The sequence below is a fragment of the Pseudomonas sp. NBRC 100443 genome (assembly GCF_030268185.1).
GTDB lineage: Bacteria > Pseudomonadota > Gammaproteobacteria > Pseudomonadales > Pseudomonadaceae > Pseudomonas > Pseudomonas citronellolis.
Window position 1 is genome coordinate 110,438 of the sequence record NZ_BSQE01000007.1, and the last position, 21,798, is coordinate 132,235.

The 21,798-nt window shown below is 67.1% G+C and carries 16 protein-coding genes and 4 tRNA genes; 2 read left to right on the forward strand and 18 right to left on the reverse strand.

All coding sequences use genetic code 11. The features are described from left to right. Positions 1-17: 17 nt before the first annotated feature. The 10 genes from QSJ95_RS11335 to phnN all read right to left on the reverse strand — a co-directional run bounded on the left by QSJ95_RS11335 (position 18) and on the right by phnN (position 11,867). Positions 18-1,256, reverse strand: coding sequence for a glutamine synthetase family protein (locus QSJ95_RS11335; RefSeq protein WP_285642629.1), 1,239 nt, complete (start codon positions 1,254-1,256; stop codon positions 18-20). A 412-nt stretch (positions 1,257-1,668) separates the two neighbouring features. Further along, positions 1,669-3,282, reverse strand: coding sequence for an inorganic phosphate transporter (locus QSJ95_RS11340; RefSeq protein WP_285642450.1), 1,614 nt, complete (start codon positions 3,280-3,282; stop codon positions 1,669-1,671). Between the two features lie 176 nt (positions 3,283-3,458). Beyond that, on the reverse strand, positions 3,459-4,478 hold the full coding sequence (locus QSJ95_RS11345) for a transporter (RefSeq protein ID WP_043314322.1): 1,020 nt from the start codon (positions 4,476-4,478) through the stop codon (positions 3,459-3,461). A 110-nt stretch (positions 4,479-4,588) separates the two neighbouring features. After that, complete coding sequence (locus QSJ95_RS11350; RefSeq protein WP_285642453.1) at positions 4,589-5,719, reverse strand: TIGR03364 family FAD-dependent oxidoreductase; 1,131 nt, start codon at positions 5,717-5,719, stop codon at positions 4,589-4,591. 212 nt (positions 5,720-5,931) lie between these two features. Next, a complete protein-coding gene (locus QSJ95_RS11355; protein WP_285642454.1) occupies positions 5,932-6,954 on the reverse strand; it encodes a putative 2-aminoethylphosphonate ABC transporter substrate-binding protein in 1,023 nt (340 codons plus the stop codon). A 74-nt stretch (positions 6,955-7,028) separates the two neighbouring features. Then, the gene (locus tag QSJ95_RS11360) at positions 7,029-8,741 is read right to left on the reverse strand and encodes a putative 2-aminoethylphosphonate ABC transporter permease subunit (protein ID WP_285642455.1); all 1,713 of its coding nucleotides are present in this window, start codon (positions 8,739-8,741) and stop codon (positions 7,029-7,031) included. Position 8,742: 1 nt separating this feature from the next. Continuing rightward, positions 8,743-9,804, reverse strand: a complete 1,062-nt coding sequence (locus QSJ95_RS11365) for a putative 2-aminoethylphosphonate ABC transporter ATP-binding protein (protein ID WP_285642456.1) — start codon at positions 9,802-9,804, stop codon at positions 8,743-8,745. Between the two features lie 297 nt (positions 9,805-10,101). After that, entirely contained in the window at positions 10,102-10,968 is an 867-nt protein-coding gene (locus tag QSJ95_RS11370; RefSeq protein WP_009620785.1) for a LysR substrate-binding domain-containing protein, read from the reverse strand. Positions 10,969-11,097: 129 nt separating this feature from the next. Then, a tRNA-Arg gene (locus QSJ95_RS11375) sits at positions 11,098-11,172 on the reverse strand. Positions 11,173-11,294: 122 nt separating this feature from the next. Further along, positions 11,295-11,867: a phosphonate metabolism protein/1,5-bisphosphokinase (PRPP-forming) PhnN gene (gene phnN, locus QSJ95_RS11380; RefSeq protein WP_285642457.1), complete on the reverse strand. Its 573-nt coding sequence runs from the start codon at positions 11,865-11,867 to the stop codon at positions 11,295-11,297. 451 nt (positions 11,868-12,318) lie between these two features. Between phnN and amrZ the strand changes: the two genes are divergently transcribed. Beyond that, a complete protein-coding gene (gene amrZ, locus QSJ95_RS11385) occupies positions 12,319-12,648 on the forward strand; it encodes a transcriptional regulator AmrZ (protein WP_009620783.1) in 330 nt (109 codons plus the stop codon). Between the two features lie 379 nt (positions 12,649-13,027). Here amrZ and mgtE read toward each other — a convergent pair whose 3' ends face one another. Then, on the reverse strand, positions 13,028-14,470 hold the full coding sequence (gene mgtE, locus QSJ95_RS11390; protein WP_009620782.1) for a magnesium transporter: 1,443 nt from the start codon (positions 14,468-14,470) through the stop codon (positions 13,028-13,030). Between the two features lie 323 nt (positions 14,471-14,793). On the opposite strand from mgtE, the gene bamE reads away from it, so the two are divergent. Further along, positions 14,794-15,303 carry an outer membrane protein assembly factor BamE domain-containing protein gene (gene bamE, locus QSJ95_RS11395; RefSeq protein WP_285642462.1) on the forward strand — a complete coding sequence of 170 codons (510 nt, stop codon included), beginning with the start codon at positions 14,794-14,796 and terminating at the stop codon, positions 15,301-15,303. 68 nt (positions 15,304-15,371) lie between these two features. Here bamE and QSJ95_RS11400 read toward each other — a convergent pair. The 7 genes from QSJ95_RS11400 to ltaE all read right to left on the reverse strand — a co-directional run bounded on the left by QSJ95_RS11400 (position 15,372) and on the right by ltaE (position 21,346). Then, positions 15,372-15,448: transfer RNA gene (locus QSJ95_RS11400), tRNA-Arg, on the reverse strand. Between the two features lie 101 nt (positions 15,449-15,549). Next, positions 15,550-15,626: transfer RNA gene (locus QSJ95_RS11405), tRNA-Arg, on the reverse strand. A 109-nt stretch (positions 15,627-15,735) separates the two neighbouring features. After that, a tRNA-Ser gene (locus QSJ95_RS11410) sits at positions 15,736-15,826 on the reverse strand. Positions 15,827-15,887: 61 nt separating this feature from the next. Next, a complete protein-coding gene (gene csrA / locus QSJ95_RS11415; RefSeq protein WP_003085981.1) occupies positions 15,888-16,073 on the reverse strand; it encodes a carbon storage regulator CsrA in 186 nt (61 codons plus the stop codon). 186 nt (positions 16,074-16,259) lie between these two features. Beyond that, positions 16,260-17,495, reverse strand: a complete 1,236-nt coding sequence (locus QSJ95_RS11420; protein WP_009620772.1) for an aspartate kinase — start codon at positions 17,493-17,495, stop codon at positions 16,260-16,262. 100 nt (positions 17,496-17,595) lie between these two features. Then, entirely contained in the window at positions 17,596-20,220 is a 2,625-nt protein-coding gene (gene alaS / locus QSJ95_RS11425; RefSeq protein WP_285642463.1) for an alanine--tRNA ligase, read from the reverse strand. 121 nt (positions 20,221-20,341) lie between these two features. Further along, positions 20,342-21,346: a low-specificity L-threonine aldolase gene (gene ltaE, locus QSJ95_RS11430; RefSeq protein ID WP_285642464.1), complete on the reverse strand. Its 1,005-nt coding sequence runs from the start codon at positions 21,344-21,346 to the stop codon at positions 20,342-20,344. Positions 21,347-21,798: the final 452 nt, after the last annotated feature.

Consider the following 21,798-nt stretch of genomic DNA (forward strand, 5'->3'; position numbering starts at 1 on the left):
GCGGGCTCCGCTCGGCCTCAGGCCTGGGCGGCCAGCACCCGGCGCTCCCAGGGGGTGATTTCGTCGAAGAAGCTGGTCAGTTCCAGCTCCTTGCTAGCCACGTAGCCGTCGACGAATTCGGCGCCGAACATCCGCCGCGCCAGCTCGCTGCGCTTCAGGCGGCGCAAGGCGTCGTACATGGTGCAGGGCAGCAGCAGTTCGTCCGGCACCTCGAACTCGCCCTGGATGGCCGCGCTGGGTTCCAGCTCGTTGTCGATGCCGTGCAGGCCGGCAGCCAGGCTGGCGGCGATGGCCAGGTAGGGATTGGCGTCGGCGCCCGCCAGGCGGTTCTCCACCCGCCGCGCCACCGGCGGGCTGGCCGGGATGCGCAGGCCGGCGGCGCGGTTGTCGTGGGACCAGCAGGCGTTGTTCGGCGAGGCGTAGGGGTGGCACAGGCGCTGGAACGAGTTGACGTTGGGCGCGAACAGCAGGGTGAAGTCGGCCAGGCAGGCCTGCAGGCCGCCGATGAAATGCCGGAAGGCCGGCGTGGCCTCGCCCTCGGCGTCGCTGAAGATGTTGCGGCCCTCGCCGTCTACCACGCTCTGGTGGATGTGCATGGAGCTGCCCGGGGTGTGCGCCAGCGGCTTGGCCATGCACACGACGAGCAGGCCGTGCTTGAGCGCCACTTCCTTGAGCAGGTGCTTGAACAGGAAGGTCTGGTCGGCCAGCAGCACCGGGTCGCCGTGCAGGAAGTTGATCTCGAACTGGCTGGTGCCCATCTCGTGCATGAAGGTGTCGCGCTCCAGCCCCACCGCGGCCATGCAGCGGTAGACGTCCTCGAAGAACGGGCGCAGGCCGTTGTTGGACGACACGCTGAACGCCGAGTGGCCCATCTCGCGGCGGCCGTCCAGGCCCAGCGGCGGCTGGAACGGCTGCTGCGGGTCCGGGTTGGGGGCGAAGACGAAGAATTCCAGCTCGGTGGCCACCACCGGTTGCCAGCCATATTCGGCATAGCGCGCCACCACCTGCTTGAGCAGGCCGCGGCTGGACAGGCCGGAGGGCTGGCCGTCCAACTCCACCGCGTCGCAGATGGCCAGGGCGCGCGGAGTGTCGCTCCAGGGCAGGCGGTGGACCTGGGTGGGCTCGGCGATCAGGGCCAGGTCGCCGTCGTCGCTGCCGTAGAAGCGCGCCGGCGGGTAGCCGCCCATGATGCACTGCAGCAGCACGCCGCGGGCCAGCTGCAGGCGCCGCCCGGAGAGGAAGCCCTCGCCGGTCATCACCTTGCCGCGCGGCACCCCGTTGAGGTCGGGGGTGACGCATTCGATCTCTTCGACTCCAGCCAGGCGCTCGGCGAGCGGGCTGCGTCCTTCGCTAGTCATGACTTCTTATCCTTGTAATACGGCCGCACACAGGCTGTGCGACCTGTACAAAATACGCACCGGTCGTTCGATATTTCAAGCAGGTGGATGAAGGGAATTTCCGTACGCCACCGTAGTGTGCCGACTGCGCCGAGGCGCTCTTCGTAGGATGGGTTGAGCTTGCGAAACCCATCGGGCCATGGTGATGGGTATCGCTTCGCTCAACCCATCCTACGGGGCTGCCCCGCCCGCTCCTGCGGGGTACGCCACACACCGCGCCCATGAACGAAAACGCCGCCCCGAGGGGCGGCGCTTCGAACCTGGCTATCCGTCAGAACAGCTTGGTGAACAGCCAGTACAGCGAGCCGGACAGCATGATGGCCGCCGGCAGCGTCAGCACCCAGGCCATCAGCAGGTTGCGGATGGTGCGCATCTGCAGGCCCGAGCCGTTGGCCGCCATGGTCCCGGCCACGCCGGAGGACAGCACGTGGGTGGTGGACACCGGCAGGCCGTACATGTCCGCCGCGCCTATGGTGAGCATCGCCACCACCTCGGCCGAGGCGCCCTGGGCGTAGGTCAGGTGGCTCTTGCCGATCTTCTCGCCGACGGTCACCACGATGCGCTTCCAGCCGACCATGGTGCCCAGGCCGAGGGCGATGGCCACGGCGATCTTCACCCACAGCGGGATGAAGCGGGTAGCGTCGTCGATCTTGCCCTTGAAGGCCATCAGCCGCGCCTGGGTATCGGCGTCGAAGTCGCCGGCCTTGTCCTTGTCCATCACGCGGATGGTCTCGGAAGCCAGGTACATGTCGTTGCGCACGTTGGCCATGGCCTCGGCGGGCACCTTGGCCAGGCTGCCGTAGCTCTTCACCTCGGCGCCGATGCTGCCGGTCAGCGCGGCCAGCGAGGGCACCACGGCCGGCTTCACTTCATGGGTGCGGATGTATTCCGAGAGCACCGGGCGCGGGTCGGCCGGCGCCGAGCCCTGGGCGCTGCGTTGCAGGCCCTGCTGGGTGGCCTCGGCGAGGACCACGAAGGCGGTGGTCTGGTCGGCCGGGATGGCGCGGTTCAGCGCGTAGGCCATGGGCACGGTGCCGATCAGGATCAGCATGATCAGGCCCATGCCCTTCTGCCCGTCGTTGGAGCCGTGGGCGAAGGACACCCCGGTGCAGGTCAGCACCAGCAGCCCGCGAATCCACCACGGCGGCGGCGCCTTGGCCTTGGGCGCCTTGTACAGCGCGCGGTTCTTCACCAGCAGGCGCAGGGCCAGCAGCAACAGCGCCGAGCAGGCGAAGCCGATCAGCGGCGAGAGCAGCAGCGAGTAGCCGACCTTGGTCGCCTGCGCCCAGTCCACGCCGTTGGTGCCGTCGCGGCCGTGCATCAGCGCATTGGCCACGCCGACGCCGATGATCGAGCCGATCAGAGTGTGCGAGGACGACGCCGGCAGGCCCAGCCACCAGGTGCCGAGGTTCCACAGGATGGCGGCGATCAGCAGGGCGAAGACCATGGCGAAGCCGGCCGAGGAGCCGACCTGCAGGATCAGCTCCACCGGCAGCAGGGCGATGATGCCGAAGGCCACCGCGCCGCTGGAGAGCAGCACGCCGAGGAAGTTGAAGCAGCCGGACCAGACCACCGCGAAGTGCGGCGGCAGCGAATGGGTATAGATGACGGTGGCCACGGCGTTGGCGGTGTCGTGGAAGCCGTTGACGAACTCGAACCCCAGGGCGATCAGCAGGGCCACACCGAGCAGCAGGAAAGGCGTCCAGGTGGTGACCGCGCTGGCCACCTCGTCGACGTCGTGGACCAGGCTCCAGGCAGAGAACAGCAGGCCGACGGCCAGCAATGCATAGAACGCCAGGGCGGTGAGACGGCCGGGCTTGCTGTCCAGGTGCGGGCGGCCTTCGAGAACGGCGGCGCCGTCCCTGGCCAGGGTTTCGCTAGTCATGCGGGAATCCGGTTGCGGGAGATGACCGCGCCAGCATGACGGGCAAGTGTGACAATTTATGTCTGGGAGGCCGAGAACATCCCTGGCGTAGGGCGGATAACCGTTCGCGGTTATACGCCGCCTCGCCTTCCTCATCGACCACGCCCTGGCCGCGCCGGTGTCAGCCGCGTGACAGTTCAGGCGTCGTTGCGCTTGCGGAAGGCCCAGCGCCAGGCCAGCAGGGTGAAGCTGGCCACCAGCATCACCAGCAGCCAGAAACCATGGGGGTTCTCCGCCAGGGGAATGCCGCCGACGTTCATGCCGAAGAAGCCGGCGACTATGTTGATCGGCAGCGCCAGCACCGTGACCACCGTCAGGGTGAACAGGGTGCGGTTGCTCTGTTCGTTGAGCTGCGCGGCGATCTCTTCCTGCAGCAGCTTGATGCGCTCGCCCAGGGAGGTGAGGTCGCTGATCACCAGGGAGAATTCCTCGGTGGCCTCGCGCAGGTCGCGCACGTCGGCCTCCTGCAGCCAGTCCGGCGGGCGGTTGAGCAGCCGCAGCAGCGAGCCCGGCTCCAGCGCCAGCAGGCGCTGCAGGCGCACCAGCACGCGGCGCATGGCGCCCAGGTCGGCGCGATTGTCGGAGAGGTTCTGCGACAGCAGGCGGTCCTCGATGCGGTCCACGCCCACGGTGGTCTCGCGGACGATCTGGGTGAGGATGTCGCCCTGGTCGCGCAGCAAATGCACCAGCAGCTCCAGCGGCGAGCGGAAGCACTCGCCGTGCTTGACCGAGGAGCGCAGGCGGTCCACCGAGCGCAGCGGCTGCATGCGCGCGGTCACCAGCAGGCGGCGGCGCGCGCAGACCCACAGGGTGGCCACGTCCGAGGAGACGCTGCCGAAGTTGAACACCACGTCGTTGACCACCGCCAGCAGCGCCGCGTCGACGTGCTCGATGCGCGTGGAGCGCGAGCCCTCGCGCAGGGTCTCGAAGAAGGTTTCGGGCAGCTCCAGGTGGCTCTTCATCCAGCGCTCGCAGGCGGCGTGGGCGAGGTTCAGGTGCAGCCAGACGAAGTCCTCGCCCTCCCCCGGCGCCTCCAGCCAGCGCAGCGCGGCGCTGGAATCCAGTTCCTGGCCGCGCTGCCCGGGATGGAAGCGGAAGCCGTAGAGCAACCCGAACAGGTCGGAATCCCAGGGGTCCTGGGTGAAACGTTGGTTCATGCGCGCTCGCTGAATGTGGCATCGCCCTGGGCCGGGCCGGCGACCTTCCTGCTTAGCAGGCCGGCATGACGATCCGGTGCCAGAACGATGACAGCGCGATGACGAATGCTTCAGCCGAACAGCCCGGCGATGGTCCGCTCGCCCAGCGCCGGCCCCACGCTCATGCCGACGCCGGTGTGCATCAGCACCGCGCTGATGCCCGCCTCCACCTGCAACACCGAGAACGGCGCCGGGCCGCGCGCGCCGTACACGCCCTGCCAGCGCTCGACCACCTCGACGCGCATGCCCAGGGTGTCCTCGGCCAGGTCGAGCATCAGGCGGTCCACCGCTTCGGCGTTGAAGGGCGCGGCATCGCTGCCGTAGTCGTGGGAATCGCCGATGATCAGTTCGCCGTAGGGCGTGGGGCTGATCAGCAGGTGAATGCCGTGGCGCTCCAGCGCCGGCGTCTCGCGGCGGATCTGCTCATGGATCGCCTGGGCCTGCGGCAGGTCGGCGAAGGCGCCGTAGTGCACGCAGCTCAGGCCGGTCAGCAGCGCGTGGCCCAGGTCCAGGTCGCGCTCGGGACGGGCGCGGAGCATCTGCAGGCGACATACCTGCGGCTTCAGCGCGGCCAGTTGCTCGGCCAGCAGGGTCTGGTAGTCGTGGCCGGAGCAGACCAGGATCTGCCCAGCCTGGAAGGTGCCGGCAGTGGTGCGCAGCAGGCCCGGCTCGATGTTGCGCACCAAGGTGGAGAAGTGGAATTCCACCTTCAGCTCCCGGCGCAGCCAGTCGATCAGCGCCGGCAGCGCTTCGCGAGAGTAGAGCTGCTGGTCGTCGAGGCTGTGCAGGGCCGCGCGGTGCTTGCTGAACGCGCCATCGTAGAGCGCGTCCAGGGCCTTGCCGCGAAGCAGTTCGGCGCGGTAGCCGTGCTCCCTGGCGCGGCCGGCGCAGAAGGCTTCCAGCAGGTTTTCCTCGGCCTCGCTGCGGGCGAACAGCAGCGAGCCGTTGCGGCGGATGGCGAAGCCGGCGCGCTCGGCCCATTCGGCCCACAGCGGGCGGCTGGCGCGGGCCAGGTCGAGCATGACGCCCGGCGGCTGGCCGCCGACCAGGGCCTGGCCGAAGTTGCGGATGGAGGCGCCGAGCGGCATGGCGCTGCGTTCGAAGACGCGCACGCGCAGGCCGCGGCGGGCGGCGGCGTAGGCGTGGGACAGGCCGAGGATGCCGGCGCCGATGATGGCGATGTCGGTGTTTTGTTGGGACATGGGGGTAGTCCTTGGGTGCGTGAAGAGCCCCTCTCCCCAACCCTCTCCCTGAAGGGAGAGGGAGCTGTTCGGCGCGTGGATCGATATCTGAGCCCGCCTGAAACCTCAGGAGGAACGCCATGACGATGACGCTGCAGAGGGAGTCCCCTCTCCCTTCAGGGCGGGGCGCGCAGTCGAGGGCTAGGGAGAGGGTGCTCTGCTCTGCTTCGCGCTTACTGCTGCGCCACCTTCTCCGACTTGCCGTCATAGCGCTTGCGCCATTCGGCCAGGATGGCGTCGCGGTTCTTCGAGGCCCAGGCGAAGTCGTTCTTGATCAGGCGCTGCTCGTAGTCCGCCGGCAGTTCGGTCTGCGGCTTGGCGATGCCCGGCTGGGCGAGCACGGCGAAGTTCTCCTTGTACAGCTCCATGGCCGCGGGGCTTGCGGAGAAGTCGGCAAGTTTCTTCGCCGCATCCAGGTGCTGGGTGCCTTTGACGATGCCGGTGGCTTCGATTTCCCAGCCCAGGCCTTCCTTGGGCAGCACTATGTCCAGCGGCGCACCCTGGCGCTTGAGCTGCACCGCCGGGTACTCGAAGGAGATGCCGATCGGGAACTCGCCAGCGGCGGCCAGCTTGCACGGCTTGGAGCCGGAGTGGACGTACTGGCCGATGTTCTCGTGCAGGGCGTCCATGTAGGCCCAGCCCTGTTTCTCGCCGAAGGTCTGCAGCCAGGCGGAGACGTCGAGGAAGCCGGTGCCGGAGGACGCCGGGTTGGGCATGACGATCTTGCCCTTGTACTCGGGCTTGGTCAGGTCCTGCCAGCTGATGGGCTTCGACAGGCCCTGTTTCTCGGCTTCCACGCTGTTGAAGCAGATGGTCGCGGCCCACACGTCCATGCCCACCCAGGCCGGCGGGTTGGCCGGGTCGCGGTAGTTCTTGCCAATGGCGGCCAGGTCCTGGGGCGCGTACTTCTCCAGCATGTCCTGCTGATCGAGAATGGCCAGGCTGGAGGCGGCCAGGCCCCAGACCACGTCGGCTTGCGGGCGGTCCTTCTCGGCCAGCAGCTTGGCGGTGACGATGCCGGTGGAGTCGCGCACCCACTTGATCTCGATGTCCGGGTTCTGCTTCTCGAAGGCTTCCTTGTAGGCCTTCAGCTGCTCCGGCTCCAGGGCGGTGTAGACGGTCAGTTCGGTGGCGGCGCTGGCGTGCAGGCTGAAACCGGCGAGCACAGCGGCGGCGAGGGCGAGGCGTTTGAACATGGTGCGCTCCTTCTGTTTATTGGGCCCCCGCGTTCGCGGGGGTGGCGGTCAGGTGCAACGTGGGTCGTGGGGAATCAGTGGCCGCTCCGGCGCCAGGCCTGGGACCGGCGCAGCAGGCCGCGCGAGGCCAGGGCCAGGACGAGCGAGGCGGCCGCCGAGGTGAGCAGGATCAAGGTGGACATGGCGGCGGCGCCGCCGACGTTGCCGGCGTCGTCCATGTTCAGCACGGCGACGGCGGCGAGGATGCTGTCCGGGCTGTAGAGGAAGATCGCCGCCGACACCGTGGTCATCGCCGAGACGAACAGGTAGCGGACGATGTCCAGCAGCGCCGGCAGGCAGATCGGCAGGGTTACCTTCAGGTAGTGACGCCACAGCGGCATCTTCAGCGACAGCGCGGCGGCCTCGAACTCGCCGTCGAGCTGGCGCAGCGCGGTGGTGGCGGTCATCTGCGCAGTGGTCAGGTAGTGGGCGATGGTGCACACCACCAGCAGGGTCATGCTGCCGTAGAACACGTGCAGCGGGTTGCCCGGCAGGTTGAAGAAGAACACGTAGCCCAGGCCCAGGACCAGGCCCGGCACCGCCATGGGCACGAAGCAGAACATGCGCAGCAGCTGGTTCAGCCAGGCCTGCTCGCGGGTCTTCTCGATCAGGTAGGCGCCGGTGAAGATCAGCGCACTGCCGAACAGCGCGGTGCAGCAGGCCAGGGTCAGGCTGTTGCGGTAGGCCAGCCAGCCGCCGCCGGCGGTTTCCTCGAAGGCGTAGTGGCGCAGCGACAACGACAGGTTGTACGGCCAGAACTTCACCAGCGAGGAATACACGGCCATGCCCAGCACGCCGAGGATCACCGCGCTGACCAGCAGCACCAGCGCCAGGTAGGCGCCATCGCGGCGGTGCGAGGGCTTGGGCTGGTAGACCTGGGCGCGGCCGCTCATGGAGTCGCCCTGGCGCCGGCGCAGCCAGGCGTCCACCGCGAAGCTCAACAGCGCCGGCAGCAGCAGGAGCATGCCGATCTGCGCGCCGCGGCCGAACTGCTGCTGGCCGACCACTGCCTTGTAGGCTTCCAGCGCCAGCACCTGGTAGTCGCCGCCGACCACCACGGGCACGCCGAAGTCGGTGATGGTCAGGGTGAACACCAGGCAGAAGGCGGCGAACACGCCCTGCCGCGAGGCCGGCCAGGTGATGCTGCGGAACGCCTTCCAGGGGCTGGCGCCCATGCTGGAGGCGGCGTCGAACAGCCGCGCGTCGGCCAGCGACAGCGCCGAAAGGAGGATCATCAGCGCATGGGGGAAGGTGTAGATGGCCTCGCCCAGGACGATGCCCCAGAAACCGTAGATGTTGTCCGGCACCCAGCTGCGCAGCAGGCCCTGGTTGCCGAACAGGTAGATCAGCGCGATGCCCGGCAGCATCGACGGCGCCAGCAGCGGCAGCAGGGAAATGCCGCGCCACAGGCCCTTGGCCGGGATCAGCGTGCGCTGCAGGGCGTAGGCGAAGCCATAGGCCAGCGGCACGACTATGGCCGCCACGCTCAGCGAGACCTTCAGGCTATTGCCCAGCAGCCAGTGGAAGTTGGCGCTGGCCAGCAGCTCGGCCATGGCTGCCAGGCCGCCGCCCTGCCCTTCGGCGCCGCTGAAGCCGCGCCAGAAGATGGCCAGCAGCGGCAGCAGCACGGCCAGGGCCAGCAGGGCGAGCAGCAACAGCTTGCCGCCGAGGATGAACAGGCGGTCGCCGAGGTCGCCGCGCAACTTGCCAGCGGCCAGGGCCGGGTCGAGTTTCACTGCGGCATCCATCTCAGGCGAACACCTGCAGGCTCTGCGGCGGCAGCGAGACCCAGATGTCCGCGCTGCCCAGGCGCGGCATCTGCTCCGGGGCCAGCTCGGCCAGCAGCGCGTGGCCGGGCAGCTCGTGCAGTTCGAAGCTCATGCGGCAGCGGTTGCCGAGGAAGGTGATCTCGCGGACCTGGGCGCGGAACAGGTTCTCCTGGTGCACCACCGGGTTGATGCCGATCGCCTCCGGGCGGCAGAACAGCCGCCCGCGCGTGGCGTTGGCGCGCTCGCCATGCAGGCGCAGGCTCAGGCCACCGACCCGCGCCAGGCCGTCGACGCCGCGCTCGAAGGGCAGCCAGTTGCCCTGGCCGACGAACTCGGCGACGAAGGGCGTGGCCGGGGCGCTGTAAATGTCCTGGGCGCTGCCGTACTGCTCGACCTTGCCGTGGTTCATCACGGCGATGCGGTCGGCCATCAGCATGGCCTCGTCCTGGTTGTGGGTGACCATCAGGGTGGTGATGCCCAGGCTCTTCTGCAACTGGCGCAGCTCGCCGCACAGGTGCTCGCGCACCCGGGCGTCCAGCGCCGACATGGGCTCGTCGAGCAGCAGCAGCGACGGCGCCGGGGCCAGCGCGCGGGCCATGGCCACGCGCTGCTGCTGGCCGCCGGAGAGCTGGCCGGGGTACTTCTTCTCGCTGCCGGCCAGGCCGACCAGTTCGAGCATCTCGCCCACGCGCTGGCGCGCTTCCTCGCGGCTGGCGCCGGTCAGGCCGTAGGCGACGTTCTGCTCGACGCTGAGATTGGGGAACAGCGCGTAGGACTGGAACAGGATGCCGTAGTCGCGGGCCTGGGGCGGCAGGCGCGAGACGTCGCGCTCGCCGATATGGATGATGCCGCCGTCCTGGCGCTCCAGCCCGGCGATGCAGCGCAGCAGCGTGGTCTTGCCGCAGCCGGAGGGGCCGAGCAGGCAGACCAGCTCGCCGCCCTCGATATCCAGCGAAACGCCGTCGAGGGCGGCGAAGTGGCCGAAGCGCTTGTGCATGTCGCGCACCCGCAGCGGGGTGCCGGTGGAGAGGGAATCGTGCATGGCGGAACCTCTTGCAGCTGGCCCGCGGCGACAGACCGCGGGGCTCGATGGAAGGCCATGCTAGGGAAGGAATGCGAAGGCTCTGTTGCGATGGGTGCAACTGCGCCGATAGAGGTATAGGCAGATTTGCGATGGCGAAAGGCTTTTTGCAGGAGCTGCCGGCTGCGCCGAGATGCTTTTCGTAGGATGGGTTGAGCTTGCGAAACCCATGCGGCCGCGCTGATGGGTATCGCTTCGCTCAACCCATCCTACGTCAGTGTTTCTCCTGCAGGAGGAACATCCGGCTATCGCGGACGGCTACGCGGCGGGCGCGGTTTCCCGTGCCAGGGCCAGGAAGGCGCTGGTCAGGCGCGCCTGGCGGCGTTCCTTCAGGCAGAACAGGTATTCGTCGATCAGCGGCGCGCCCTGCAGCTCCAGTACCCGCAGTTCGGGGTTATCCGGCACTTCCTGGCGCGAGATGATGCTCACCCCGAGGTTGCGGATCACCGCCTCGCGGATCGACTCGCGGCTGCCGATCTCCAGCATCGAGGCCGGCGTCACCGCGGACTCGCGCAGCAGCTTCTCGGTCAGTTCGCGGGTGGTCGAGCCGGCCTCGCGCATCAGCAGGCAATGGTTGCGCAGCTCGCCCAGGGCCACCGAGCGCTGCGCCGCCAGCGGGTGGCTGCGGTGCACCGCCAGCACCAGCGGGTCGCGGCCGAGCACCAGGTGGATCAGCCGCGCGTCCTCCACCGGCTGCGACGAGGCCGCCAGGTCGACCCGGCATTCGTAGAGGGCCTCCAGCACCTGCTGCGAGTTGCCGATCTCCACCGATACCTCGATCTGCGGGTAACGCTCGCGGAAGGCCTTGATCAGCCCCAGCACGTAGTAGGGCGAGGTGGCGCCGATGCGCAGGCTGCCCTGCATCTGCCCGCAGTTGCGCAGGAAGAACTCGATGTCCGACTCCTGCTGCAGCAGCGCCTGGACCATGGGCAGCAGGCGCGCGCCTTCGTCGGTGAGGGTCAGGCGGCGGCCGCCGCGGTAGAACAGCTCCACGGCGTACTGGCCTTCCAGGCTGCGGATCTGCGTGGTCACCGTCGGCTGGCTGAGGCCGAGCTTCTTCGCCGCCTGGGTGATGCTGCCCAGGCGGGCCACCATATAGAAGGCCTTGAGTTCGGCGCTCAGCATCGCTCGGACCGCTCCGGGAAATGGCTCATCGCTTCTCCGTCATCGCCAGACGTCTGGATTCGACTATCGGGTATCGGCGCCAGGCGCAGTGGCAAGAAACCGGGGGCAATGAGGAAACGGCGGGAAGAATGGCGTCCCCAACTGGATTCGAACCAGTATCTAGCCCTTAGGAGGGGCTTATTCTATCCCTTGAACTATGGGGACACGCCTGGGCCCGCGGCGGCTGCCGGGACCGGGTGGGCATGTTAACCAGCGTCGACGCATTTGTCATGCCGCGGCGCGGATTTCACACCTGCCGAGAAGGCCCGCCTGAACGAACAGCGGCCTCAGCCTGGCGTTGCCGCTGCGCTGAGCCCGGCATCCTCCAGCAGGGCCAGCAGGCCGCGCACGCTGGTCTCCAGGCTGGCGGAGTTGTCCAGCACCCGCAGCGGCGGCGCCAGACCCTCGGCGAAGGCGGCATTGCGCGCCAGGCGCGCCTCGATCTCCGCCAGGGTTTCCCGGCCGCGAGCGACCAGGCGCTGGCGCAGCACCTCGGGGGCGACCTGCAACAGCACCGCGAGCAGGCCGGGATAGCGCCGCCGCGCTTCCTCCAGGTAGCCGCGCGAACCGTTGACCAGCACGACGCGTCCCTGGGCCAGCCAGTGGTCGATCTGCCGCGGAATGCCGTAGCACAGGCCATTGGCCCGCCAGCTCATGGCGAAGGCGCCCTCGCGCTCCAGGCGCTCGAAGACCTCGGGGGTCACCGCTTCGGCGTCCTCGCCGCGAGCCTCGGCGGAGCGGGTGATGACCCGCCGCACGACCTGCCCGCCCCGCTCGGCCAGCGGCGCCGCCGCAGCCTGGAGCAGGCTGTCCTTGCCCGAGCCCGAAGGCCCCATCAGATAGATCAACTTGCCGCTCATGCTCATCTCTGCACCGCGCCTCCCGGGGCGCGGACGCCGCGTATGATACCCGCCCGCCGGCGCCGCGGAAGCGGGAAAATGGCCGGCCCGGCGCTGCATGGCGAGCCAGGTTGCGACATCATCCGCGCCCCTCGTGAACCATTGCCCGTGCGGGTGGTCGGATGATGGCGCAATGGCGGCCGGGACCTGGGACTTGAGCTAATCTGAGCGAATGGAGCCCATGGGCCGCGCCACCCATCGAAAGAAAGATATGCAGATAGCCTCGCATTTCGGACGATTGGTGCTGGCATTTAGCCTTCATACGACGCAAAATACGTCGCAGAATTGACGTCAAGTAATTGGCCGGCCACCTGATTACTGCCCTTGCGCTGAACGGCCAACGGATTTCGCTGTCATAGGGACTCGAACACAGACCCCCTGGCACCGTTTCCCTGACTTACAGGTTTAATGTATGCGCCCATTGAAACAGGCAACCCCAAGCTACTCCAGTCGCACCGCCGACAAGTTCGTCGTCCGTCTGCCCGAAGGCATGCGCGAGCGTATCGCCGAGGTCGCCCGCAATCACCATCGCAGCATGAACTCGGAAATCATCGCCCGCCTGGAGCAGAGCCTGCTGCAAGAGGGCGCCCTGCAGGACAATCTCGGCATCCGCCTGGACAGCCCCGAGCTGAGCCTGCACGAGCGTGAGCTGCTGCAGCGCTTCCGCCAGCTGACCCACCGCCAGCAGAATGCCCTGATCGCCCTGATCGCCCACGATGCGGAAATGGCCAGCAACGCCTGAGCCCAACTGCACCGAAGCGCTGTTCGCTTAAACGGAAATGCCGTTTCTCCCATGGGGGAAACGGCATTTTTCATTCCCGCGCCCCATGCCCCGTCCGGCGTGGCCGGTGAATCCGATCGCGGACAAGGTCCGCTCCTACGCCCGCGCCTCCCTGAACCTTAGGCTTGCGCCGAGGTCCTCTTCGTAGGATGGGTTGAGCTTGCGAAACCCATCGAACCCTGATGATGGGTATCGCTTCGCTCAACGCCATCCTACGAAAAGTCGTGCTTCCTGGACATGCGACACGGATGTCGCGAGAGCCCCGATTCCTGCCTGCAAAAAAACCTCCCCCGAAAACGCAAAAACCGCCCGAAGGCGGTTTTTCGCGGCCACTGCGGGCCTACATCAGGAACAGCGTGGCCAGACCCAGGAAGATGAAGAACCCACCGCTGTCGGTCATGGCGGTGATCATCACGCTGGAGCCCATCGCCGGATCGCGCCCCAGGCGCAGCAGCGTCATCGGGATCAGCACCCCCGCCAGCGCCGCCAGCAGCAGGTTGAGGGTCATGGCCGCGGTCATCACCACGCCCAGCTCCCAGTTGCCGTACAGGTAGAAGGCCACCACGCCTATCACCCCGCCCCACACCAGGCCGTTGACCAGCGCCACGCCCAGCTCCTTGCGCAGCAGGCGCGTGGCGTTGCTGGTCTGGATCTGGTCCAGGGCGATGGCGCGGACGATCATGGTGATGGTCTGGTTGCCCGAGTTGCCGCCGATGCCGGCGACGATGGGCATCAGCGCGGCCAGCGCCACCAGCTTCTCGATGGAGCCTTCGAACAGGCCGATCACCCGCGAGGCGACGAAGGCGGTGATCAGGTTGGTGGCCAGCCAGGTCCAGCGGTTGCGCACCGACTTCCACACCGAGGCGAAGATGTCTTCCTCCTCGCGCAGACCGGCCATGTTCAGCACTTCGGTCTCGCTCTCCTCGCGGATGAGGTCGACCATCTCGTCGATGGTCAGGCGGCCGATCAGCTTGCCGTTCTTGTCCACCACCGGGGCGGAGATCAGGTCGTAGCGCTCGAACGCCTGGGCGGCGTCGTAGCCGTCCTCGTCGGGCTGGAAGGTCACCGGGTCGGTGGCCATGACCTCGGCCACCTGCTTGTCCGGGTCGTTGACCAGCAGGCGCTTGATCGGCAGCACGCCCTTGAGCAGGCCGTCGTAGTCGACCACGAACAGCTTGTCGGTATGCCCCGGCAGCTCCTTCAGGCGGCGCAGGTAGCGCAGCACCACTTCCAGGCTGACGTCGTCGCGGATGGTGACCATCTCGAAGTCCATCAGCGCGCCGACTTCGTCTTCCTCGTAGGACAACGCCGAGCGCACGCGCTCGCGCTGCTGCGCATCGAGGGTTTCCATCAGCTCGTGGACGACGTCGCGCGGCAGTTCCGGCGCCAGGTCGGCGAGTTCGTCGGCGTCCATCTCCTTGGCCGCGGCGAGGATCTCGTGATCGTCCATGTCGGCGATCAGCGTCTCGCGGACGGCGTCGGATACTTCCAGGAGAATGTCGCCGTCGCGCTCGGCCTTGACCAGCTGCCAGACCGTCAGGCGGTCGCCCAGCGGCAGCGATTCGAGGATGTGGGCGATGTCGGCGGGGTGCAGGTCATCGAGCTTGCGCTGCAGCTCGGCGAGGTTCTGCCGGTGTACCAGGTTCTCGACGAGGTCCTGGTGCTGGCCCTCCTGGCGGTGCGCCAGGTCTTCGACCAGCTTGTGCTTGTTCAGCAGCTCGACCACCTGGTTCAGGCGGTCCTGCAGGCTTTCCTGCGGCTTCTTGGCTTCTACTTCGGTCATAGCACGCTCCACCCCCAGCGGCGGAGCGCGCACGGGGGCTTAAAACATCAGGTCGTGTTGAGGCAATCGGGGTTCTGGGTAACTACTGGGTAAGTCCATGGTGGTGTGCCCACGCGCCCATATCGGGCAGATAGGAGAAATGATAACACTCCGGAGCCTGTTCAGCGTTACAAAATAGCGGCTAGAACAATCGCTTGCGGCACAAAGTTGAGGGTTACTTCACTGGCTATCACAGACGCCGGAAAAACCTGTCGAGACACCCGGAAATTTCGCGGAGGCCAGGCGGGATAGGCTGCATGCAACCCTGTCACGGAGGATCGGAGATGCGCCTGTCGCCCCTGCACTGCCTGCTGCTCCCGCTGCTCGCCCTCATGCCAATGGACAATCCCGCCGCCACGCCGTTCCGCTGCGAGGCCGCAGATGGCCGTGTCAGCTTCCACCAGCATGGCTGCCCGCCGGGCCAGGCGCAAAGCCGGCAGCGCGCGCACAACCCGACGCCGGGCAGCGGCAGGCCGGTGCCCCTCGCCCGCCCCTCCCAGGAGAGCCGGCGCACGCCATCCGACACGCCGCTGGTGGTGGTCGGCGAACGCGAGGACGGCTGCGGCAACCGCCTCGACGAGCGGGAAAGACGCACCGCCATCCTGCAGAAGCGCATCCGCGCCGGCATGACCCGCGCGGACGTGGAAAGCGCCTTCGGCCGCCCGGACCGCATCAGCCAGTTGGATGACCGGCAGCGCTACCACTACGACGCCAGGCCCGGCCAGGGCCGGCGCACGGTGACCTTCGACGAGTTCGGCTGCGTGCAGGGCAAGGCCACACGCAAGCGGCGCTGAGCCTGGCCGACTTGGAAAAATGCGGACAAAGAAAAAGGGCCTGCATTGCTGCAGGCCCTTTCGGTAGATGGCGCACTCAGGAGGATTCGAACCTCCGACCGCTCGGTTCGTAGCCGAGTACTCTATCCAGCTGAGCTATGAGTGCGCTGGTTGGTGCAGTTTAGCCAGGTTCACCAACTGGTGCAGCTTCTCGGGCCGAGGCCTTTCGTCGCTGCTGGCGTCCGCTTTCGCGTACCGCCTGTGTAGTGGCGCACTCAGGAGGATTCGAACCTCCGACCGCTCGGTTCGTAGCCGAGTACTCTATCCAGCTGAGCTATGAGTGCGCTGATGGGGCGCAAATTCTAGTCCGAACATTCAGACGTGTCAAACAGATTTTTCAATCTTTTCAGTAGCTTAGCTACCTGACTCGTCATTCGCAGCAGAACGTGCAAATGGCGGAGAGGGGGGGATTCGAACCCCCGACACCCTTTTGAGGTGTACTCCCTTAGCAGGGGAGCGCCTTCGGCCACTCGGCCACCTCTCCGCAACACGGGGCGCATGATATCCATGTTTTCCCCGTTTGCAAAGAATTTTTTATAGAAAAATTAATGGTTTGGTTCTTGGTCTTTCTCTTTCTGGATGCGCTGGTAGATCTCTTCGCGGTGAACAGCGACTTCCTTCGGCGCGTTCACGCCAATGCGCACCTGATTTCCCTTGACGCCCAGCACAGTCACAGTGACGTCATCACCAACCATCAGGGTCTCTCCGACCCGGCGAGTCAGAATCAGCATTCCTTTCTCCTTTCGTGTTTCGGATAAGCAGTCTGCAAAAAAAGAAATGGCGGCAGAGCCACTGAATATCAAGTGTGTGCTCCTTCACCCAAGTATTGACCAGTCCGCGCGGAATGAAAGTTCCGGCGGCCCGGTCAAAAACGACAAAAGGCGCGGGATGAGCCGCGCCTTTTGCATGATGCCCTCTTACTCGCCCTGGCGGGCCGGGGCATCCAGCTCGAAGGCAGTGTGCAAGGCGCGCACCGCGAGCTCCAGGTATTTTTCCTCGATGACCACGGACACCTTGATTTCCGAGGTGGAGATCATCTGGATGTTGATGCTTTCCTTGGCCAGCGCCTCGAACATGCGGCTGGCGACGCCGGCGTGGGAACGCATGCCGACACCGACGATGGAGACCTTGGCGATGTTGGTGTCGCCGGTGGCTTCGCGCGCGCCGATGTTGGCGGCGGTCTGCTTGAGGATTTCCAGGGCGGCCAGGTAGTCGTTGCGGTGCACGGTGAAGGTGAAGTCGGTGGTGTTATCGTGCGAGACGTTCTGCACGATCATGTCGACTTCGATGTTCGCGGCACTGATCGGCCCGAGGATCTTGAAGGCCACCCCGGGGGTATCCGGTACGCCACGGATGGTCAGCTTGGCTTCGTCGCGGTTGAAGGCGATGCCGGAGATGATCGGCTGTTCCATGGATTCCTCTTCATCAAGGGTAATGAGGGTGCCCGGACCCTCCTGGAAGCTGTGCAGCACGCGCAGCGGAACATTGTACTTGCCGGCGAACTCCACCGAGCGGATCTGCAGCACCTTGGAGCCGAGGCTGGCCATTTCCAGCATTTCCTCGAAGGTGATCTTGTCCAGTCGGCGGGCCTGCGGCACTACGCGCGGGTCGGTGGTGTAGACGCCATCGACGTCGGTATAGATCTGGCACTCGTCGGCCTTCAGCGCCGCGGCCAGCGCCACGCCGGTGGTGTCGGAGCCGCCGCGGCCGAGGGTGGTGATGCTGCCGTGCTCGTCCACACCCTGGAAGCCGGCGACCACGACCACGCGGCCGGCCTTGAGGTCGGCGCGGATGTTGGCGTCGTCGATGCTCAGGATACGCGCCTTGGTGTGCGCGCTGTCGGTCAGGATGCGCACCTGGTTGCCGGTGTAGGAAACCGCCGGCACGCCGCGCTTGATCAGGGCCATGCTCAGCAGGGCGATGGTCACCTGCTCGCCGGTGGAGACCATGACGTCCAGTTCGCGCGGAACCGGTTGGTCCATGATCTGCTTGGCCAGGCCGATCAGGCGGTTGGTCTCGCCGCTCATGGCGGAAACCACCACCACGATATCGTCACCCGCCTCGCGGAATTTCTTCACCTTCTCGGCTACCTGCTCGATACGCTCGACGGTGCCGACGGAGGTCCCTCCAAACTTCTGTACGATCAAAGCCATTTCAAAAGCCGCCTGATTCCTGAAGGGCGCCCATTAGACAGACATCGCTGCCCCTTGCCAAGGCCCGCCGGGCGCGCCGCGGGCCTGGCCTTGCCGGTGCTTACCGGCCCTGTTCGACGAAGGCCTTGGCCAGGGCCAGGGCCTCGTCCAGCTTGCCGGCGTCGGTGCCGCCGCCCTGGGCCATGTCCGGGCGACCGCCGCCCTTGCCGCCCACGGCTGCCGCGGCCTGCTTCATCAGGTCGCCGGCCTTGAGTTTGGCGGCCAGGTCCTGGGTCACCCCGGCGACCAGCACCACTTTCTCCTCGAACACGCCGCCGAGCAGGATCACGCCGCTGCCCAGCTTGTTCTTCAACTGGTCGACCAGCGCCAGCAGCGCCTTGCCGTCCAGGCCGTCGAGACGCGCGGCCAGCACTTTCACGCCCGCCACGTCCACGGCCGAGCCGGCCAGGTCGTCGCCGGCGGCGCTGGCGGCCTTGGCCTTGAGCTGCTCCAGCTCCTTCTCCAGCTGGCGGTTGCGCTCCAGCAGGCCGGCGAGCTTGTCCAGCAGGTTGTCGCGGCTGCCCTTGACCAGGCCGGCCGCTTCCTTGAGCTGCTCTTCGGCGCCGTTGAGGTAGGCCAGCGCAGCCGCGCCGGTCACCGCCTCGATGCGGCGCACGCCGGCGGCCACGCCGCCTTCGCTGGTGATCTTGAACAGGCCGATGTCGCCGGTGCGGCCGACGTGGGTGCCGCCGCACAGTTCGACGGAGAAACCGCCGCCCATGGTCAGCACGCGCACCTGGTCGCCATACTTCTCGCCGAACAGCGCCATGGCGCCCTTGGCCTTGGCGGTGTCGATGTCGGTCTCTTCGGTTTCCACGACGCTGTTGGCGCGGATCTCGCGGTTGACGATGTCCTCCAGCTGCTTCAGTTGCTCGGGCTTGATGGCCTCGAAGTGGCTGAAGTCGAAGCGCAGGCGCTGGCTGTCCACCAGCGAGCCCTTCTGCTGCACGTGGTCGCCCAGCACCTGGCGCAGCGCGGCGTGCAGCAGGTGGGTGGCGGAGTGGTTCAGCGCGGTGGCCTGGCGCACGCTGGCATCGACCTCGGCCTTGACCGCGGCGCCGACGCTCAGGCTGCCCTGGGCGACGATGCCGTGGTGCAGGTGGGCGCCGCCGGCCTTGGTGGTGTCGCGCACGTCGAAGCGCACGCCAGCGCCGGAGAGGGTGCCGCAGTCGCCGACCTGGCCGCCGGATTCGGCGTAGAACGGCGTCTGGTCGAGGACGACCACGCCCTCCTCGCCTTCAGTGAGCTTCTCGACGGCCTTGCCGTCCTTGAACAGCGCGATGATCTGGCCGGCGCCGGACACGCCCTGGTAGCCCAGGAAGCGGGTGTCGCCGTCGACCTTGACCAGGGCGTTGTAGTCCATGCCGAAGGCGCTGGCGGAGCGGGCGCGCTCGCGCTGGGCCTCCATCTCGCGCTCGAAGCCTTCCTCGTCGAGGGTCAGGCTGCGCTCGCGGGCGATGTCGTTGGTCAGGTCCACCGGGAAGCCGTAGGTGTCGTACAGCTTGAACACCACGTTGCCGGGGATGACGCTGCCCTTCAGCTCGCTCAGGTCCTGCTCGAGGATCTTCAGGCCCTGCTCCAGGGTCTTGGCGAACTGCTCTTCCTCGGTCTTGAGCACGCGCTCGATGTGCGCCTGCTGCTGCTTCAGCTCGGGGAAAGCCTCGCCCATCTCGGCCACCAGGGCGGCGACGATCTTGTGGAAGAAGCTGCCCTTGGCGCCCAGCTTGTTGCCGTGGCGGCAGGCGCGGCGGATGATGCGGCGCAGCACGTAGCCGCGGCCCTCGTTGGACGGTAGCACGCCGTCGGCGATGAGGAAGCTGCAGGAACGGATGTGGTCGGCCACCACCTTCAGCGACGGCGCGTCGTCGTTGGCGCAGCCGATGGCTTCGGCGGAGGCTTTGAGCAGGCTCTGGAACAGGTCGATCTCGTAGTTCGAGTGGACGTGCTGCAGCACGGCGCTGATGCGCTCCAGGCCCATGCCGGTGTCCACGCTCGGCGCCGGCAGCGGGTGCATGACGCCGTCCGCGGTGCGGTTGAACTGCATGAACACGTTGTTCCAGATCTCGATGTAGCGGTCGCCGTCCTCTTCCGGGGAGCCGGGCGGGCCGCCCCAGATGTCGGCGCCGTGGTCGTAGAAGATCTCGGTGCAGGGGCCGCAGGGGCCGGTGTCGCCCATCGCCCAGAAGTTGTCGGAGGCGTAGGGGGCGCCCTTGTTGTCGCCGATGCGCACCATGCGCTCGGCGGGCACGCCGACTTCCTGGGTCCAGATGTCGTAGGCCTCGTCATCGCTGGCGTAGACGGTGACCCAGAGCTTGTCCTTGGGCAGGTTCAGCCACTTGTCCGAGGTGAGGAATTCCCAGGCGTAGTGGATGGCGTCGCGCTTGAAGTAGTCGCCGAAGCTGAAGTTGCCCAGCATTTCGAAGAAGGTGTGGTGGCGCGCGGTGTAGCCGACGTTTTCCAGGTCGTTGTGCTTGCCGCCGGCGCGGACGCACTTCTGGCTGGTGGTGGCGCGGGTGTAGGCGCGCTTTTCCAGGCCGAGGAAGCAGTCCTTGAACTGGTTCATGCCGGCGTTGGTGAACAGCAGGGTCGGGTCGTTCGCCGGAATCAGCGAACTGGACGCTACGCGGGTGTGCCCCTTCTCTTCGAAGAAGCGGAGGAAGGCTTCACGGATTTCAGCGCTTTTCATAGGTTCTTCCACGGAAAAATGCGGCCACGAATCGCCGGCAAAGGGCCGCATTATATCGGCCCTGCGCACCGGGTACAGTGTGTTTCTACGATAGATGGCAGCTATTGCGCCTCTATCCTAGTCAGTCGCGACGAAAGGCGGCGAAAGCCTCGACGATACGGGGAATGTCCGCGGTTTTCACGTCCAGGTGGGTAACCAGGCGCAGGCGCGGGGCGGCGCTGACGCGGATGCCGCGCCCGCCGAGGAAGTCGCGCAGGGCCGCGGCGCGCTCGCCGAGGTCGACGTAGACCATGTTGGTCTGCACCGGCTCGACGGCGTAGCCCAGGTCCGCCAGGCCGCGGCCGAGGGTTTCGGCGTTGGCGTGGTCCTCGGCCAGGCGCTGCACCTGGTGGTCCAGGGCATACAGCCCGGCCGCCGCGAGCCCGCCGGCCTGGCGCATGCCGCCGCCGACCATCTTGCGCAGGCGCCGGGCCTTGCCGATCAGCCCGGCGCTGCCGCACAGCACCGAGCCCACCGGCGCGCCCAGGCCCTTGGACAGGCACACCGAGACGGAATCGAAGTGGCGGGTGATCTCACTGGCATCCACGCCCAGCTTGACCGCGGCGTTGTACAGGCGCGCGCCGTCCAGGTGCAGGGCCAGGCCGCGGCGCAGCGTCAGCTCGCGGGCGGCGGCCAGGTAGGCCAGCGGCAGGACCTTGCCCTGCATGGTGTTTTCCAGCGCCAGCAGGCGGGTGCGGGCGAAGTGGAAGTCGTCCTGCTTGATGGCCGCCTCGACCTTGGCCAGGTCCAGCGAGCCGTCGGCCTCGCCCTCGATGGGCTGCGGCTGGATGGAGCCGAGCACCGCGGCGCCGCCGCCTTCGTATTTATAGGTGTGGGCCTGCTGGCCGACGATGTACTCGTCGCCGCGTTCGCAGTGGGCCATCAGCCCGAGCAGGTTGCTCATGGTGCCGCTGGGCACGAAGAGCCCGGCCTCGAAACCCAGGCGTTCGGCCAGGACGGCCTCCAGGCGGTTGACGGTGGGGTCCTCGCCATACACGTCGTCGCCCAGCTCGGCCCGGGCCATGGCCTCGCGCATCCCGGCGCTGGGCAGGGTGACGGTGTCGCTGCGAAGGTCGATGACGGACATGACGGGGCTCCTGGGACGCGGGGAAAGAGCCCGATGCTATGTGCTTGGCTGCCTGGGGACAAGGCTTGGAAGGCGGCTATTCGCGGCAGGGGAATGGCGTGGGTGGAACAGAGTAGGAGCGGATCTCATCCGCGATTCGCGCCGGAACGTTCGGCTATCGCGGACAAGGTCCGCTCCTACGATGGGAGGAATGCCGTGCCTCCCGCCAACCTGTAGGAGCGGGCCCTGCCCGCGATTTCGCGCGCAGGGCGCGCTCCTACAGGGGAATTGCACGGGTGGCGCAGCGTAGGGATCTCATCCGCGAATCGCGCCGGTGATTTCGGCTATCGCGGACAAGGTCCGCTACGATGGGAGGAATACCGTGCCTCCCGGCAACCTGTAGGAGCGGGCCCTGCCCGCGAAATCGCGCGCAGGGCGCGCTCCTACAGGGGAATGACCTGGGTGGGGCAGCC